The sequence below is a fragment of the Photobacterium sp. SKA34 genome (assembly GCF_000153325.1).
Taxonomy (GTDB): Bacteria; Pseudomonadota; Gammaproteobacteria; order Enterobacterales; family Vibrionaceae; genus Photobacterium.
In genome coordinates, this window is the sequence record NZ_CH724145.1 from 315,953 (window position 1) to 333,759 (window position 17,807).

A 17,807-nucleotide genomic window follows, 5' to 3' on the forward strand; every position below is an offset into this window, starting at 1 on the left:
AGTAATTACTTCTTACGCTTCACAGCTTTTGCATTTGGAAGGTCAGTGATAGAGCCTTCAAATACTTCAGCGGCAAGACCCACTGATTCGTGTAGTGTTGGGTGAGCGTGGATAGTTAATGCGATATCTTCAGCATCACAACCCATCTCGATCGCTAGACCGATTTCACCTAGTAGTTCACCACCGTTAGTACCTACGATAGCACCACCGATCACACGGTGCGTGTCTTTGTCGAAGATCATCTTCGTCATACCGTCAGCACAATCAGATGCGATAGCACGACCTGAGGCCGCCCATGGGAATGTAGCAACTTCGTAGTTGATACCTTCCGCTTTCGCTTCTTTCTCAGTCTTACCAACCCACGCAACTTCTGGCTCAGTGTACGCAATTGAAGGAATAACTTTAGGATCGAAGTAGTGCTTCTTACCAGAAATAACTTCAGCCGCTACGTGACCTTCATGCACACCTTTGTGCGCCAACATTGGTTGACCAACAACATCACCAATCGCGTGAATGTGAGCAACGTTAGTACGCATTTGCTTATCAACGTTAATAAAGCCACGCTCATCAACATTGATACCCGCTTTTTCAGCGTCAATTAGTTTACCGTTTGGCACACGACCGATAGCAACAAGAACAGCATCGTAACGAACAGGCTCAGCAGGTGCTTTTTTGCCTTCCATCGTTACATAAATACCGTCTTCTTTTGCTTCAACAGCTGTTACTTTCGTTTCAAGCATCAGGTTGAATTTCTTCGCGATACGCTTAGTAAATACTTTAACGATATCTTTATCCGCAGCAGGGATCACTTGATCGAACATCTCAACGACGTCGATTTGAGAACCTAGCGCGTGGTAAACCGTACCCATTTCAAGACCGATGATACCGCCGCCCATAACAAGTAACTTCTCAGGTACTTCTTTAAGCTCTAGCGCATCTGTTGAATCCCAAATACGTGGGTCTTCATGCGGGATGAATGGTAGTTCGATTGGGCGAGAGCCCGCCGCGATAATCGCGTTATCAAAGTTAACCGTTGTTGGGCCATCAGCGCCTTCAACAACAATGCTGTTAGGACCAGTAAATTTACCGTAACCATTAACAACATTTACTTTACGCATCTTAGCCATACCGCCAAGACCGCCAGTTAACTGAGTAATTACTTTATCTTTCCACAGACGAACTTTATTGATGTCAGTTTGTGGCTCGCCAAAAACAATGCCGTGCTCAGCCATTGCTTTTGCTTCTTCGATAACTTTTGCTACGTGAAGTAATGCTTTTGATGGGATACAACCCACGTTAAGACATACACCACCTAGTGTGTTGAATTTTTCAATTAGAACCGTATCTAGACCTAAGTCAGCGCAACGGAATGCAGCAGAGTAACCAGCAGGGCCTGAACCCAACACCACTACCTGGGCTTTAATTTCTTTACTCATTATGACCTCGTTGTAAGTCTTATATCCCTAACAAGCTATCAGGTAACTTTTACGTATTTGTATACGTTTATCTTTCAGATGGGCAACAAGTCTACAGACCTGTTAACAGAGTGAAAAATAAATTACCGAAGCCTGTGAGCTACACAACAATTCCATGCCTACGCGTTGTAGGCATGGCGTTGTGGATGTGAAACCTTAAAGTACTAAACGACGGATGTCTGATAGACAGCCATTTAGGTAAGTGATGAAGCGCGCACCTTCAGCACCATCAATCACACGGTGATCGTATGATAGTGATAGTGGAAGTTGTAGACGCGGTTCGAACTCTTTACCGTTCCATACTGGTTTCATTTCAGACTTAGATACACCTAAGATACCTACTTCTGGTGCGTTCACGATTGGTGTGAATGCAGTACCACCTAAGCCACCAAGGCTTGAGATAGTGAAACAGCCACCTTGCATATCAGATGCAGTTAGCTTACCAGCACGTGCTTTCTTAGAAATAGCCATTAGCTCTTCTGAAAGCTCGTAGATACCTTTCTTGTTCACATCTTTAAATACAGGAACAACTAGGCCGTTTGGCGTATCGACTGCGATACCGATGTTCACGTATTTCTTCAGGATCAAACTCTCGCCATCGTCAGATAGAGAAGAGTTAAATGAAGGGAATGCTTCAAGTGCTTTAGCAGCCGCTTTCATGATGAACACAAGTGGCGTGATCTTCATGCCAGTATCTTTCTTCGCTTCGATAGCATTCTGCTCTTTACGGAATGCTTCAAGTGCTGTGATATCTGCATTATCCCACTGTGTAACGTGAGGGATCATTACCCAGTTACGGTGTAGGTTAGCACCAGAGATCTTCTTAATGCGAGAAAGTGGCTTAACTTCAGTTTCACCAAACTTGCTGAAGTCAATCTTCGGCCAAGGTAGTAGACCAAGAGCTGCGCCGTCGCCTTTACCTGATGCAGAAGCTGCTGCACCAGATTCAAGACGCTTAAGTGCATCTTTAACGAAGTTTTGTACGTCTTCTTTAAGAACGCGGTTCTTACGGCCAGTACCTTTCACTTTCGCAAGGTTAACACCGAACTCACGAGCTAGACGACGAACAACTGGTGATGCGTGTGCGTATTCGTTGTTTTCAACGAAATCACCTGTTGCAGCAGACGCTTCAGCTTTTGCTGGAGCCGCCGCAGGTGCTGCTGTAGGTGCAGGCGCTGCCGCTTGAGCTACAGGAGCCGCTGCTGGTGCTGCACCAGCAACTTCAAATACCATGATTAAAGAACCAGTAGAAACCTTGTCGCCTTCTACAATTTTGATTTCTTTAACAGTACCAGAGAATGGTGCAGGAACTTCCATTGAAGCCTTGTCACCTTCAACAGTGATGAGAGATTGCTCTTCTTCCACTGTATCGCCAACAGATACCATGATTTCAGTAACTTCTACTTCGTCGCCACCGATATCTGGAACGTTAACTTCTTTCGCTGCAGATGCCGCAGGTGCTGCTGGAGCAGGCGCTGCCGCTTGAGCTACAGGTGCTGCAGGTGCAGAGCCAGAACTTGCTACTTCAAATACCATGATTAAAGAACCAGTAGAAACCTTGTCGCCTTCTACAATTTTGATTTCTTTAACAGTACCAGCGAATGGCGCAGGGACTTCCATAGAAGCCTTGTCACCTTCAACAGTAATTAGAGATTGCTCTTCTTCTACTGTATCGCCAACAGATACCATGATTTCAGTACATTCAACTTCATCACCACCGATATCTGGAACATGAACTTCTTTCAGTTCAGCCGCTGCTGCTGGAGCTGGAGCAGCAGTCGCTGCTTCAGCCACAGGAGCAGGTGCAGCGTCAGCTGCACTCTCGGCTTCGAAAATCATGATTAGAGAACCAGTAGAAACCGTGTCGCCTTCAGCAACTTTGATTTCTTTAACGATACCCGATTGAGAAGCAGGAACTTCCATTGAAGCTTTATCACCTTCAACAGTGATCAGTGATTGCTCTTCTTCAACCTTGTCGCCAACGCTAACAAGAATCTCAGTTACTTCAACCTCATCCGCACCGATGTCTGGTACATTAATTTCGATTGCCATTTTTAATTTGCCTCTTATGCGTATAGCGGGTTGATCTTGTCAGCGTCGATATCGAACTTAGCAATTGCATCTACAACTACAGCGTTATCAATATCGCCACGTTTAGCGAGTTCAGAAAGTGCAGCAACAACAACGTAGCCAGCATTCACTTCGAAGTGACGACGTAGGTTTGCACGGCTATCAGAACGACCGAAACCATCAGTACCAAGAACCTTGTAAGACTCAGATGGCATGAATGCACGTACTTGTTCTGCGTAGTTCTTCATGTAGTCCGTTGCAGCGATTGCAGGCTCAGAACCCATTGCAGTTGTTAGGTAAGGAACCTTCTTCTCTGCAGTTGGGTGAAGCATGTTGTAACGCTCACTATCTTGACCATCACGCGTTAGTTCGTTGAATGATGTTACAGAGTAAACATCAGACGCTACACCGTAATCTTCGCTTAGGATCTGTGCCGCTTTACGTACTTCGTTCATGATAGTACCAGAGCTCATTAACTGAACTTTAGACTTATCACCAGCGTGAGACTCAAGCTTGTAAATACCCTTACGGATACCTGTTTCAGCGCCTTCTGGCATTGCTGGCATTGCGTAGTTTTCGTTCATTACTGTTAGGTAGTAGTAAACGTTCTCTTGATTTTCACCGTACATGCGACGAATACCGTCTTGCATGATAACCGCTAGCTCGTAAGCAAACGTTGGATCGTAAGAGATACAGTTAGGTACTGTGTTTGCAAGAATGTGGCTGTGGCCATCTTCGTGCTGTAGACCTTCACCGTTCAGTGTTGTACGGCCTGCAGTAGCACCTAGTAGGAAGCCACGTGCTTGTTGGTCACCTGCTAGCCATGCCATGTCACCAATACGTTGGAAACCGAACATTGAGTAGTAGATGTAGAATGGGATCATTGGAAGATCGTTGGTGCTGTAAGATGTTGCAGCAGCAACCCAAGATGCCATTGAACCTAGTTCGTTGATACCTTCTTGAAGTACCTGACCAGATGTTGCTTCTTTGTAGAAAGAAACAATACCTTTATCTTCTGGTGTGTAAGTTTGACCATCTGGGTTGTAGATACCAACCTGACGGAACAGACCTTCCATACCGAACGTACGCGCTTCATCACAGATAATTGGAACGATGTTCTTACCGATCGCTTTATCTTTAAGAAGAATATTTAGTGCACGAACATAAGCCATAGTGGTTGAGATTTCACGCTTCTGCTCACTTAGTAGTGGTGCAAATGCATCAAGCTCAGGCACTTTAAATTCTTGAGTGAACTTAGGGCTACGCTTAGGTGTGTAACCGTGTAGCGCATCACGGCGAGCGTGTAAGTAGTTGTACTCAGCTGAGCCTTCTTCCAGTTTTAGGTAAGGCAGAGCCTTAAGCTCTTCTTCAGAGATAAGATCTTGTAGACCTAGACGATCACGTAAGTATTGAACGTGAGTCATGTCCATCTTCTTAACACCGTGAGCGATGTTCTTACCTTCAGCCGCTTCACCCATGCCGTAACCTTTAACAGTCTTAGCTAGGATCACAGTTGGCTTACCGCTTGTTTCTTTTGCATTGTTAAATGCAGCAAATAGTTTCGAAGAATCGTGACCACCACGCTTCAATTCGAAGATTTGCTCATCAGTCATATCAGAAACAAGTGCTGCTGTTTCAGGGTACTTACCAAAGAAGTGCTCACGTACATAAGCGCCATCTTTAGATTTAAATGTTTGGTAATCACCATCGATAGTCTCGTTCATAAGCTGTAGAAGCTTACCCGTCGTATCTTTTGCTAGTAGTGAATCCCAGTTGTTACCCCAGATAACTTTAACAACATTCCAACCAGCACCTTTAAATAGACCTTCAAGCTCTTGAATGATCTTACCGTTACCCATTACTGGGCCGTCTAGACGCTGTAGGTTACAGTTGATTAGGAAACATAGGTTGTCTAGTTTCTCACGCGCAGCGAAAGAAATAGCACCACGTGATTCTGGCTCATCCATCTCACCATCGCCCAAGAACGCGTATACGCGCTGAGCTGAAGTATCTTTAAGGCCACGACCTTCTAGGTACTTAAGGAAACGAGCTTGGTAGATCGCAGAAATTGGACCTAGCCCCATAGAAACCGTTGGGAACTGCCAGAATTCAGGCATTAGTTTAGGGTGTGGGTATGAAGGAATACCTTTACCATCAACTTCTTGACGGAAGTTATCTAGCTGCTCTTCAGTTAGACGACCTTCAACAAACGCACGAGAATAAATCCCTGGAGAAATGTGACCTTGGTAGTAAACCAAATCACCGCCATCAACATCGTTAGGTGCACGGAAGAAGTGGTTGAAACATACTTCGTAAAAAGCAGAAGCAGACTGGTAAGAAGCCATGTGGCCACCTAAGTCTAAATCTTTCTTAGAAGCACGTAGAACGATCATGATTGCGTTCCAACGGATGATAGAACGGATACGACGCTCTAATGTTACATCACCTGGGTACGCAGGTTCTTGTGCTGCTGGAATTGTGTTGATGTAGTTTGTGTTTACGCCAGTCGGCATATCTACACCATCTAAACGAGCTTTTTCTAATACTTGCTCAAGTAAGAACTGTGCGCGTTCTACACCTTCTTCACGGACAACTGATTCAAGTGCTTCAAGCCAATCTTGAGTTTCCAGTACATCCACGTCACTTTTCATGACTTCAGACATGCGATCTATCCTTTCGTTGATAATCTACTAACAATGTCGCGACTAGGTCTAACTTCGTTTTTAGGTATGAAGTTAAGACTCTAACCCGTCCTTGCGCTGTTGAATCCGACGAAGAGAGCGTTCACGTCTGCTATCTTCACGCGATAAATCCAACAAGGTTTCCTCGATGTAAGCCAAATGTGCGTGCGATGCTTCACGGGCCTTTTCAGGCTCACCAGAAACAATCGCCTGCACAATATTAGCTCGGTGCTTTCTTACTTTCTCCACCACTTCAGGTCGGCGGTTTAGGAGTTCGAAATTTTGTAATACGTTTTGCTCAAGTAGCGGCGCTAAACTACGAATAATATGCAGTAACACCACATTGTGAGCCGATTCTGCTACCGCAATAAGATATTGCATCACCGCACTAGCTTCTAAGGGTAAATCCCCTTGTTGCTGTGCGTCTTGAATACGTTGATGACAATCACGAATGCGGACAAAATCTTCTTCGTTACCTCGCAATGCCGCAAAATAAGAGGCTAGGCCTTCCAGCGCATGGCGAGCTTCCAATAAATCTAATTGTGTTTCCGGATGAGTCGCTAATAGATCCAATAAGGGCTCAGAAAAGCTTTGCCATAATTTTTCTTTTACGAATGTCCCGCCACCTTGACGGCGAGTAAGCAAATGCTTTGCTTCTAAACGTTGGATCGCCTCACGAACGGAAGGACGAGAAACATCGAATTGTTTTGCCAACTCTCGCTCTGGAGGTAATTGCTGACCTGGGGACAAAATTCCCTCTAAAATCAAGCGCTCCAATTCCTGCTCAATAGCATCAGAAAGCTTTGGTTGTTTAATGCGTTTATAAGTCATTTTTATCGACGCTTCTTATATTAAATCCGTTTCATAAAGACCGAATCATCGGATAATTGGTATTACCAATTATTTTACAGGGGCAAAGTGTACAGAAATAAACAAAGATGTCCACACGCAACTTGATTGAAATCATAGAACGAAGTGGGTTTTAACAAAAAATTAAACTTTTGACTTATTAATAAAACATTACATATTCAAAGCTAGAAACAGCCAAGCAACGAAAAAGGGGAAAGGAAGAAGTAAAAATGGAGTGATTTCGGAAATTGGTCGGACCAATTTGACCAATTTCCATTCGTAAATAAAACTTTAGTCTAATAACTGCTCTGTTAAAGCAGCTTTTTAAACCTTTGCCAATCAAAAGATAAGCCTGGATCGGTTTTTCGTCCAGGGGCAATAAATTCATGCCCAGTTACACGCTCTCGGGTAATAGCGGGATAGCGGATCATCAAAGATTGAGTCAATTTTGTCAGTATTTGATATTGCTCAGGAGTATATGGCAGGTAATCCGTCCCTTCCAATTCGATACCAATTGAAAAGTCATTACACTTATCCCGATCTTCAAACCTTGATACACCCGCATGCCAAGCTCGCTGATTAAAAGGCACAAACTGTACTATCTCACCATCTCGGCGGATCAAACAGTGAGCAGAAACACGAAACTGATGAATGATTTCAAAATACGGATCATCAGCAGGGTTTAATTGCCCGGTAAACAGCTGCTCAATATAAGGCCCACCAAATTTACCCGGTGGTAAACTGATGTTATGTACCACCAGCAATGACATTTCGTCATGGGGTCGTGCATCACAAAAAGGGGACGGCACGCGCCTTGCTGTCTTTAACCAATGATCATCGTTAATCAATAACGTCATAACCCATCTTCTATTTACGTGTTACTAAAACTAAACAAGCAGGTAAAGTATCATTAGCTTATATTGAAAAGCCAATTTCCTCTCATCGCTTTTGCCTATCGCAGTAATAGATAGAAACAACCAAACATTTCGATATTAACACTCGATTAACCCGTATTCACTTTATCCTACTCCTTTCTCACGGTATGATTTGTGCCATCATTCGCAGCACTTTTGCTGTTAAACGCGCAATGGATACAAGAAGACAGATATGGAACACAAACACGATAGTAGTGCCCGCCTCGCTTACCTTAAACAACTTCTCCCAATCGAGATCAGCCGTACTGTTGCCGATACGCTACGTGAAGATTTAGGTGGCGAGATTGATGCCAGTCGCGATATTACAGCCAATCTAATTCCTGCCGATAGCCAAGGCGTTGCCACTATTATTACTCGCGAACATGGCGTATTTTGCGGAAAACTGTGGGCTGATGAAGTATTTAAGCAACTTGGTGGTGAAGTAAATATCGATTGGCACGTGGAAGATGGTGATGTCGTCGAGCCAAATCAAACCTTGTGTACTCTATCAGGTCCGTCACGAGCGCTGCTCACTGGTGAGCGTAACGCGATGAACTTTATTCAAACCCTATCAGGTTGCGCGACATTAACCGCTGAATATGTAAAACAGTTAGACGGCACCAATACTCGCCTGCTTGATACCCGCAAAACCGTTCCTTGTCTGCGTAGCGCATTAAAATATGCCGTGACGTGTGGTGGTGGCTTTAACCACCGTATTGGTGTGTTTGATGCCTACCTTATAAAAGAAAACCACATCATTGCTTGTGGTGGCATTGAACAAGCCATTACTACAGCTAAGCAGCTTAACCCAAATAAACCTGTCGAAGTTGAAACTGAAAGCCTTGCAGAACTAAAACAAGCCATTGAAGCAGGCGCTGATATTGTGATGCTAGATAACTTTACCTTAGACATGATGCGTGAAGCCGTCGCGTTTAACGCAGGACGTGTAGCATTGGAAAACTCAGGGGATATTACCCTGAGCAATATTCGAGAATGTGCAGAAACGGGCGTGGATTATATTTCGGTAGGCGCACTGACTAAACACGTTAAAGCCATGGATCTTTCTATGCGCTTCAAATAAAGAGGCTTAAAAAATACACGATAGCTCACGGTAAGTACTTAACAGAGTTATATGATCTTTTTATTTAACTAACACATCTATTTATAAGGAAAGAGAAAAATAACCGCTCATTTTTCTCTTTCTACTTCACACATTACTGAATTTCATAAAAATCAAACCTAATTACGAGCATTTACTCGCTTTGCTTATTGCAACTTCTGCAACACACCATATTTTTTTTTAATCCGCACCGAGCTATCCCCTTTTTGTTATTCACTCTAACAGTAAAGCCTCTATTCTGAACTTAATTCCATTCGCGAATTTATGAAATTAACGCATTTATTATTTTGTTACTTAAGGATAGAGAAATGAAAAAACAACAGGGTTTTACACTTATTGAATTGATGATCGTAGTGGCGATCATTGGTGTACTTTCTGCAGTAGCTATTCCTGCATATAAAAATTATGTATCAAAAAGTGAATTAGCTTCAGCAATGGCTACTTTAAAATCAATAAGAACACCAGCAGAACTACAAATCCAAGGTAAACGCCCCATGAACCCACGGGGCGATATTTGTTAGTGTTTGAGGTTCCAAGGTAGGAGTGCATCGATATCGGGCTCAGCTTTCGCGAGCTCTTTCATGCACTTGACCATGTAGTCGTAGAGGATAAGGCCGTTGGCTTTCGCAGTCTCGACGATGCTGTAAAGCATCGCACTCGCATCAGCACCATTTGGCGTGTTCGAGAACAACCAGTTCTTTCTGCCAATGACCAGCGGTTTAATTGCGCGTTCAGCGCGGTTATTGTCTATCGATAAGTGACCGTCATCGATATAGCGGATCACCTTCGGCCATTGGCCGAGCGTGTATTTTATCGCTTTACCCAGCGGGCTAGACGCTATCACTTGTTGAGATGTCATCCACTCGTACAACTCGTCCAGTATCGGTTTGCTATGCAGTTGACGTTCTGCTTTTCGTGTTTCGACAGTCGCACCTTTTAAGCGCGATTCTATCCCATAGAGCTTCTGGATTTTGGCCAGCGCTTTATCTGCTTTGCCTGACTTACCTTTACCTTGAAGCTTCTTAGCCTCCATGAACTTTCGCCGTGCATGTGCCATGCAGCCAACATTGGTGACGTGATAAAGACCATCATAGGCACCATAGCCATCGGTTTGTAGATAACCACTGTAATCCCCCAAGAAGGCAACAGGGCATGCCCTCGCGCGACTGTTTTGATAGTCGTACAAGGCAATATTCTTCACATTGGGGAGTGCGGCTTCTGGCGAGTCTGCGCCCGAGCAGTAGAGCCACATGTAACACTGTTTTTCTTCCTTGAGAACATTGAGTGGCGTTTCATCCGCCTGGACCACCACTTGTTGAAGTAGGTGCTCTTTTAGAGCGGCATAGAGTGGTTTGAACTTCTCACTAACTTGGATAACCCATCTGGCCATAGTGGTTCGTGATAGCTCGATTCCCGACTGGGTAAACAGCGACTCTTGGCGGTAAAGTGGCATCGCGTACTGGTATTTGCCAAGAATGATGTTGGCAAGCAAGCTTTCTGTGGCAAAGCTCTTCGGGATAATGCTTTGCGGTGCTGGCTTTTGAACGATGTGATTGCTGTCTTCAGTTTGCTCGCACTGGCGGCAAGCATATTTAGGGCGAACATATTCCAGCACTTTGAGTACGGCTGGCGAAAACTCCAGCTTTTCACTGCTGTCTTCACCGATTTTATGCAGGTCATGATTGCAGCATGCACACTGCTTTTCATGGTCGTCTAAATCAAGTTCGATAACTTCACGAGGTAAGGTCTTTGGAAGAGGCTTACGCTTACCGCGTTTCTTCGTTGTGGTTGTGGTGGTCGTCGTAACCTCAACCTCTTCTTCCTTAGCGGCTTCACATTCCGCTTCGTTGAAGAGGTCACCTTGAGATTCATCGTAGGGCTTTAACGCCTCCGAGCGTTTTGCGAACTGGCGGTCGAAAGCCAGTTTGAGTTGCTCAAGCAGAGATTGACGCTCTTGTTTCCACTGAGATTCGCTGTGTTTTTGCAACGCCAACAACTCTTTCACCATCGCTTGTAGCTCGGCAACATCTTGGCTTTCTGGGTTGATATTTGGCGTCTTTTTCATGGCATTTATTATACTAAAGTCATGCCGTTAACGCTTGGTGGATATAGCTTTATTATCGATTAAGTCATTGTAAAATCGTTTATTTGAACGGGTTTATGGCCGATAATCGTGAAGCCAGAAAGCAGTCTATCAAGCTCGCATTGAGTCAGGGTAAACACGTCATTTTTCTCTTTTGACGGCCATTTATACTTGGCTTTTTCAAGGCGTTTATACCAAAGTGCAAAGCCTGTTTTATCCCAGTACAACACTTTGATTTTGTCGCGCTGTTTATTGGTAAACAGGAATAGTGCGCCGCTTCCCAAGGGTAAATCGGTGTCACTTTCGATAATCGCCGCGAGGCCATTGATGGACTTTCTAAAATCGACACTCTCACGATACAGATAAATATCTGGTGCACTTAGCATATGTTTCATGACAAGGCTCCAATGAGTTCTGCCAGGTAGGCAGCGGGCGTGCCTTGAGGAATACTCAGCTCAACGTCGTTGACAAAAAGTGTCATATTCGCGGTAGGTATTTGCGTCATATGGTAACGTGTTGTCTGCTCTACAACGTTTGCTTTGACGAAGCCGTTAGTCTGTGGTGTTTGAAGGTGTGTTAACTGTTGGCGTTTGGCATGAAACGTGGAAAGACTTAATCCGTGATGTTCACAAAAAGCACGTTGAGTGAGTTGGCTGGATTCATAACACTCAAACAAAGTCTGCCATTCTTGATTGGTACGTCGTGTTGCCATTTTAAATCTCCTTTGGATTGGAGATTTGATCTTATTCTTCGAGTAAAGTGATTAGAATGCGGTGTTTATGGCACGCTTACAATCCAAGAAACTGGAACACTAGATACAGATGTATCTAAATTAGGTATGTCTGCAGGCTCTAATACTCTAGGTAAAATTACAGCTACTGCTGGAACAAGTGATGCAAATAGTACGCTAGAATTCGAATTTAATAACACATCCTCAATAGAAAATAAAAAAATCACTTTAGAAAGAACTGCTAATGGTTGGACATGTACACAAGATAGTGGAATTACAATTAAGGGATGTAGCTAACATAAATGCAAACCAACCTCGCTTCCATCTTGGCTCAAGCTAATTTAATTAGCCCAGAGCAAGAACAACAAGTGGTCGAGTTTGTGACGGCGGAAGGGATTAATGTCCCGACCGCCTTAACCCGTTTAGGCATATTGAGTGATGTAGATTTAGCTGATAATTTAGCTAATTTATTTGGGCTACAAAAAGTTGATGTTCACCACTACGACTATGACGGTTGTTGTCAAAGTGTCTACCAACGTGAGTTAGTATTGCGCCATCGCGCCCTACCATTAACCCAAGATACTAATAGCCTATTTTTAGGGATCAGCGATCCCACCAATATGGATGCGCAAGACGAATTCCGTTTTGCGGTGGGTAAAACTGTTGAGTTTCTGGTATTAGAAAACAAACAATTAGAATCTGCCATTCGCCGTGTTTACGGCAGTGATATTGGTGAAACCAGCCATAGCAAGCAAGTCAGCGATGCCGATTTAGGTGAATTAGTTGATATTAGTGATTCTGAACTCGATGACGCCACTGATTTAAGCCAAGACAGCGCCCCTGTTACCCGTTATATCAACCAAGTACTGCTCGATGCTGTGCGCCGTAAAGCCTCCGATATTCATTTTGAACCTTATGAGCACAACTACCGGATTCGCTTTCGCTGTGACGGTATTTTACATCAGCACTTAACCCCACCCGCCAGTTTATCGCGCCGTTTATCAACCCGTTTAAAGGTCATGTCAAAGCTCAACATTGCCGAGCGTCGCCAACCGCAAGATGGACAAATAAAGCTAAAGCTTTCTGATAATTTGGCGATTGATTTACGGGTATCAACCCTACCGACGCTATGGGGCGAAAAAGTCGTACTGCGGATTTTAGATAGCTCCGCAGCGAATCTTAATATTGATATTCTCGGCTATAACGATAAACAAAAATCTGATTATTTAACCGCCCTTGAGCGCCCGCAAGGAATGATATTAATTACCGGGCCAACGGGCAGTGGTAAAACCGTCTCGCTATATACTGGGCTAAATATTTTAAATACCGATGAGCGCAATATTTCGACTGCCGAAGATCCTGTAGAAATTAACCTGCCCGGTATTAATCAAGTACAAATTAATCAGCAGGTCGGTTTAAGCTTTGCTGATGCCTTGCGCTCTTTTTTGCGTCAAGATCCCGACATTGTGATGGTAGGGGAAATTCGTGATTTAGAAACGGCATCCATTGCGGTCAAAGCAGCTCAAACAGGGCACTTAGTATTATCGACTCTGCATACGAATTCTGCCGCTGAAACCATCACCCGTTTAACCAATATGGGGGTAGAAGATTTTAACCTCGCCTCATCACTGAGTTTAATTATCGCCCAGCGCCTTGCCCGTCGCTTATGTAAAAGCTGCAAACAGCCTCACCCACTTGATCCAATTACCTGTCAGCGATTAAAACTACCGCAAAATTCCAGTGTATATAAAGCCAATAACGCTGGGTGCGATGATTGCAATAAAGGCTACGCCGGACGCGTTGGTATTTATGAAGTCATGGTATTTAGTCGAGAAATCGCCGAAGCCTTAATGACCAATGCTACTGCGCTGCAATTAGAAGATATTGCCGCCCAACAAGGGATGCAGCGATTAAAAGAATCAGGCATTGAAAAGTTAACCGATGGCATTACTAGCCTTGCCGAATTACAACGAGTACTACAGTTATAACCTTCCCAACTTTGTATTAATTGTTTGATAGAGAATTCCGCTTATGAGTACAGCAGCCACTAAAATTCGTTATTACAACTGGCGGGGAACCAACCAAGCAGGACGTAAAGTTTCTGGCACTACTTTAGGCTTTCAAGAACAAGAAGTCCGTCATCAACTGCTTGAACAGAAAATTTTGGTCAAAAAAATCAAGAAAACCTCACCTTCTTTTTTGACTAAAATACGCGATCAAATGAAAGGCGAAGATGTCACCGTAGTTACTCGACAGCTTGCCACCATGATCGAATCAGGCGTTCCCGTAGTCCAAGCCTTACAGCTAATGGCAAGCAGTTATAATAAAGCCGAAATGCGCGCCACCTTGCTCCAAATCACCACTCAAGTCGAATCTGGTGCTTCGCTTTCTAGCGCGATGCGCTCAAGCTCGCCTCTGTTTGATAAATTCTTCTGTGATTTAGTCGCGACCGGTGAGCAAACCGGTCACCTCGGTCAAGTCTTTGCGCGTATTGCGGTATACCGTGAAAAAAACGAAGCGATGCGTAAAAAAGTTATCAAGGCGATGATTTATCCTGCAATGGTCACATTAACAGCCGTACTTGTTACTGTTTTAATGTTGGTATTTGTTATTCCTCAGTTTGCCCAAATATTTTCAAGCTTTGGGGCTGAGCTTCCACTCTTTACCCAAATCGTTGTTCATGCTTCAGATTTTCTCATCGCCTATGGCGTCTATCTTGGGGCTGGTGTAGCAATAGCCTTTTTCCTGTATCGTTATTTTTATAAAAAATCCGATGACTTTCGCTATAGAGCCAATAAATTTGCTTTAAAATTGCCGATCTTTGGTGATGTATTATTAAAAGCAACTATCGCCCGTTTTGCCCGCACCTTAGCTACCACCTTTATGGCGGGTATTCCGCTGTTATCCGGTATTCAATCCGCAGGAAGAACCTGTGGTAATTTGTATATCGAAAAAGCAATTGAAGAAGTTTACGAAAGTACCGCTGGCGGTATGCCGCTTTATTTAGCACTGCGTCAATCTGGTGTCTTTCCCGAACTCATGCTGCAAATGGTGATGATTGGCGAAGAATCTGGCTCGCTTGATGACATGCTTAATAAAATGGCACAAATCTATGAAGCAGATGTTGATAATACCGTTGATAACCTCGGGCAAATTTTAGAGCCTTTCATTATCATTATTTTGGGTGGCTTAATTGGCGGCTTACTGGTTGCTATGTATATGCCAATCTTCACCTTAATGAGTGTTATCGGTTAAGACTATTTTTAGTAATTACCTACAAGTTAATCGCATTACTCATTTCCCATAATCATCGGCTAGGAACACCTAGCCGTTTGTCTTACAATAACCGCCTAATTTTTAAGAGATCCTCACATGGCAGTACTTTCCTATTACCCTTGGTTATATCCCCTTTTTGCCGTAATTTTTGGTCTGTTAGTGGGGAGTTTTTTAAATGTGGTGATTTACCGCTTGCCGATTATGATGGAACGTCAATGGCGCAAAGAGTGCCAAGAATGCTTCCCTGAAATCGATAACAAGCCAGACGATTCAGTCTTTAATTTAAGTGTGCCACGCTCACGCTGCCCTCACTGTAATCATGCCATTAGCGCGCTGGAAAATATTCCAGTGATCAGCTGGCTAGCTCTGGGTGGCAAATGCAAAGAATGCAAAGCGCCGATAAGTAAACGCTACCCAGCAATTGAATTACTGACCGCAGCTATGAGCTTAACAGTATCACTGATGCTGACACCAACATGGTGGGCGATCGCGGTGATCTTTTTCACCTTCGCGTTAATTGCGCTTACCTTTATCGATATTGATAAAATGCTCCTGCCCGATCAAATTACCTTACCGCTAATGTGGGCGGGTATTTTACTCTCTATAATGGGTATTAGCCCTGTATCACTGACCGATTCGGTGATTGGTGCAATAGCAGGTTATTTATCGCTATGGAGCGTATTCTGGGCCTTTAAGTTACTGACTAAAAAAGATGGCATGGGCTATGGCGATTTTAAATTACTTGCCGCATTAGGTGCATGGCTTGGCTGGCAATTGCTACCGTTTGTCGTTTTGCTCTCATCTTTAGTCGGCGCGCTGTGCGGTATTGTTTTATTGAAAATGCAAGATACTGATAATCAAACCCCGTTCTCATTTGGTCCTTACCTTGCGGTTGCTGGTTGGATTGCATTGTTATGGGGTGAGCCTATTGTGAATTGGTATGTTACCTCGTACTTGGGAATGTAATTAATGAGTATTGTCATAGGTCTAACAGGCGGAATTGGTAGCGGTAAAACTACGGTTGCTAACTTATTTGCTGATAATTACGGCATTGATATTATTGATGCCGATATGGTTGCACGTGAAGTCGTCGAGCCAAATACCGTTGGTTTAAACACTATTATCGAAAAACTTGGCGCTGATATTTTACTTGAAGATGGCACCTTGAATCGAGCAAAACTGCGTGAGGCTATTTTTAGCCAGCCTGAATTAAAGCAATGGTTAAATGAGCTACTTCATCCATTAATCCGTGAAAAGATGCTCCATGATATTAATCTAAGCAAATCACCTTATTGTTTATTAGTCGTGCCATTGATGGTTGAAAATAATCTACAAACCATGACCGATCGTTTACTGGTCGTTGATGTCGATGAGCAAACCCAAATCGAACGTACACAGCAGCGTGATAATGTCTCTATTGAGCAAATAAAAAATATCTTAGCGAGCCAAGCAACGCGCCAACAACGGTTAGATGCCGCAGATGATGTCATTACTAATTTTGGTAATAGTCCAGCATTAACATTACAAATCGCGCAACTTCACAGGCAATATCTCAAAATGGATCTTGATCTGTAGTAAAATGCCGTCTTAACTATGATAATTCTTATTACGATCTTGGTTCCTGTTTGGTATTCCCTTTATGCAAGCTACGCAAATGACGCGCTATGAACACCCTTTAACAGAAAAAGTCCGTATTTATTTACGCCTTGATTATCTGTTGCAACAAATGCATCACAGCAGCAACCAAAATGATCCTTGGCAATATAAAATCTTCTTCCATGCCCTTTTTGATTTGCTTGAGATTTTAGACCAAGTACAAGTTAAAACCGATCTTGCTAAAGATATAGAGAAACAACGTCAGCAACTGATGAATTGGTTAAACATTGATGGTGTTGACGAGCTTGCACTGCAACAAATTATCGATTCGATGGAACAAGCACAAAAAGCGTTAATTTCATCCCCTCGTCTAGGACAGAACTTACGAGAAGATCGTTTTCTTTCCAGCATAAAACAACGTTTTTCCATTCCCGGTGGTAGTTGTTGTTTTGATCTACCGTCATTGCATCACTGGCTGCATCTTAGCGATGAGCATAAACAACAAGCAATGAAAAGCTGGTTGCATGAGCTTTCAGAACTTAATGAAGCGCTCAATCTCTGGTTGAAGTTAACCCGAGAAAGCGCACAATATAAAACCAATCATGCACGTAATGGCTTCTTTCAGTATGACGCTGAAAATGCCTGTTTATTACGGCTAGAAATTTGCGCTAAAGATGGCGTTTATCCTATGATATCGGGACATCGTAGTCGCTTTGCTATTCGTTTCTCTCCCTTTGTGGAAGGGGACCCTGTCGCAAGCGATATTGAATTTAAATTAGCCATTTGCTGAGGTTTTTGTGTCTCAATCAACAACCAATACCAATATTACTGTCGTAAAATGTCCTACCTGTAAAACTGATGTGGTTTGGGGTGAACAGAGTCCATTTCGTCCTTTTTGCTGTAAACGCTGCCAATTGATTGATCTTGGCGAATGGGCGGAAGAAGAAAAATCGATTCCAGGCGCACCTGACCTATCTGATTCTGATGGTTGGTCTGACGATATGGGTTATTAA

Annotated in this window: 16 protein-coding genes and 1 pseudogene; 9 read left to right on the plus strand and 8 right to left on the minus strand. The window is 43.5% G+C overall.

Annotated features, from left to right (window positions below):
* Window positions 1–5 precede the first annotated feature (5 nt).
* From lpdA to ampD, 5 genes are all read right to left on the minus strand, one after another.
* A complete protein-coding gene (gene lpdA, locus SKA34_RS20035; protein ID WP_006647308.1) occupies window positions 6–1,436 on the minus strand; it encodes a dihydrolipoyl dehydrogenase in 1,431 nt (476 codons plus the stop codon).
* A gap of 195 nt (window positions 1,437–1,631) precedes the next feature.
* Window positions 1,632–3,527, minus strand: coding sequence for a pyruvate dehydrogenase complex dihydrolipoyllysine-residue acetyltransferase (gene aceF, locus SKA34_RS20040; RefSeq protein WP_006647309.1), 1,896 nt, complete (start codon window positions 3,525–3,527; stop codon window positions 1,632–1,634).
* 14 nt (window positions 3,528–3,541) lie between these two features.
* The gene (gene aceE / locus SKA34_RS20045) at window positions 3,542–6,208 is read right to left on the minus strand and encodes a pyruvate dehydrogenase (acetyl-transferring), homodimeric type (RefSeq protein ID WP_006647310.1); all 2,667 of its coding nucleotides are present in this window, start codon (window positions 6,206–6,208) and stop codon (window positions 3,542–3,544) included.
* Window positions 6,209–6,280: 72 nt separating this feature from the next.
* Entirely contained in the window at window positions 6,281–7,057 is a 777-nt protein-coding gene (gene pdhR, locus SKA34_RS20050; RefSeq protein ID WP_006647311.1) for a pyruvate dehydrogenase complex transcriptional repressor PdhR, read from the minus strand.
* 329 nt (window positions 7,058–7,386) lie between these two features.
* Window positions 7,387–7,932 carry a 1,6-anhydro-N-acetylmuramyl-L-alanine amidase AmpD gene (gene ampD, locus SKA34_RS20055; RefSeq protein ID WP_006647312.1) on the minus strand — a complete coding sequence of 182 codons (546 nt, stop codon included), beginning with the start codon at window positions 7,930–7,932 and terminating at the stop codon, window positions 7,387–7,389.
* A gap of 250 nt (window positions 7,933–8,182) precedes the next feature.
* Here ampD and nadC point away from each other — a divergent pair, with 250 nt between their 5' ends.
* On the plus strand, window positions 8,183–9,070 hold the full coding sequence (gene nadC, locus SKA34_RS20060) for a carboxylating nicotinate-nucleotide diphosphorylase (RefSeq protein ID WP_006647313.1): 888 nt from the start codon (window positions 8,183–8,185) through the stop codon (window positions 9,068–9,070).
* Between the two features lie 347 nt (window positions 9,071–9,417).
* Window positions 9,418–9,591, plus strand: a pseudogene (locus SKA34_RS23840) (prepilin-type N-terminal cleavage/methylation domain-containing protein); the annotation flags it as partial.
* Between the two features lie 35 nt (window positions 9,592–9,626).
* Here SKA34_RS23840 and SKA34_RS20070 read toward each other — a convergent pair.
* The 3 genes from SKA34_RS20070 to SKA34_RS20080 are packed head-to-tail and all read right to left on the minus strand — an operon-like array spanning window position 9,627 to window position 11,904.
* Complete coding sequence (locus SKA34_RS20070) at window positions 9,627–11,174, minus strand: IS66 family transposase (RefSeq protein ID WP_006644249.1); 1,548 nt, start codon at window positions 11,172–11,174, stop codon at window positions 9,627–9,629.
* 59 nt (window positions 11,175–11,233) lie between these two features.
* Window positions 11,234–11,587: an IS66 family insertion sequence element accessory protein TnpB gene (tnpB, locus tag SKA34_RS20075; RefSeq protein WP_006643801.1), complete on the minus strand. Its 354-nt coding sequence runs from the start codon at window positions 11,585–11,587 to the stop codon at window positions 11,234–11,236.
* The gene (locus SKA34_RS20080) at window positions 11,584–11,904 is read right to left on the minus strand and encodes a hypothetical protein (protein ID WP_004998436.1); all 321 of its coding nucleotides are present in this window, start codon (window positions 11,902–11,904) and stop codon (window positions 11,584–11,586) included. The genes tnpB and SKA34_RS20080 overlap by 4 nt, the downstream gene beginning before the upstream one ends.
* An 81-nt stretch (window positions 11,905–11,985) precedes the next feature.
* Here SKA34_RS20080 and SKA34_RS23935 point away from each other — a divergent pair, with 81 nt between their 5' ends.
* From SKA34_RS23935 to yacG, 7 genes are all read left to right on the plus strand, one after another.
* The gene (locus SKA34_RS23935) at window positions 11,986–12,219 is read left to right on the plus strand and encodes a pilin (RefSeq protein ID WP_369750693.1); all 234 of its coding nucleotides are present in this window, start codon (window positions 11,986–11,988) and stop codon (window positions 12,217–12,219) included.
* 5 nt (window positions 12,220–12,224) lie between these two features.
* Window positions 12,225–13,910 carry a type IV-A pilus assembly ATPase PilB gene (gene pilB / locus SKA34_RS20085; protein WP_006647315.1) on the plus strand — a complete coding sequence of 562 codons (1,686 nt, stop codon included), beginning with the start codon at window positions 12,225–12,227 and terminating at the stop codon, window positions 13,908–13,910.
* 43 nt (window positions 13,911–13,953) lie between these two features.
* A complete protein-coding gene (locus SKA34_RS20090) occupies window positions 13,954–15,177 on the plus strand; it encodes a type II secretion system F family protein (RefSeq protein WP_006647316.1) in 1,224 nt (407 codons plus the stop codon).
* Between the two features lie 117 nt (window positions 15,178–15,294).
* A complete protein-coding gene (locus SKA34_RS20095) occupies window positions 15,295–16,164 on the plus strand; it encodes an A24 family peptidase (RefSeq protein ID WP_006647317.1) in 870 nt (289 codons plus the stop codon).
* A 3-nt stretch (window positions 16,165–16,167) separates the two neighbouring features.
* Window positions 16,168–16,773 carry a dephospho-CoA kinase gene (gene coaE, locus SKA34_RS20100; RefSeq protein ID WP_006647318.1) on the plus strand — a complete coding sequence of 202 codons (606 nt, stop codon included), beginning with the start codon at window positions 16,168–16,170 and terminating at the stop codon, window positions 16,771–16,773.
* 64 nt (window positions 16,774–16,837) lie between these two features.
* Window positions 16,838–17,584, plus strand: a complete 747-nt coding sequence (zapD, locus tag SKA34_RS20105; protein ID WP_006647319.1) for a cell division protein ZapD — start codon at window positions 16,838–16,840, stop codon at window positions 17,582–17,584.
* A 7-nt stretch (window positions 17,585–17,591) separates the two neighbouring features.
* Complete coding sequence (gene yacG, locus SKA34_RS20110) at window positions 17,592–17,807, plus strand: DNA gyrase inhibitor YacG (RefSeq protein ID WP_006647320.1); 216 nt, start codon at window positions 17,592–17,594, stop codon at window positions 17,805–17,807.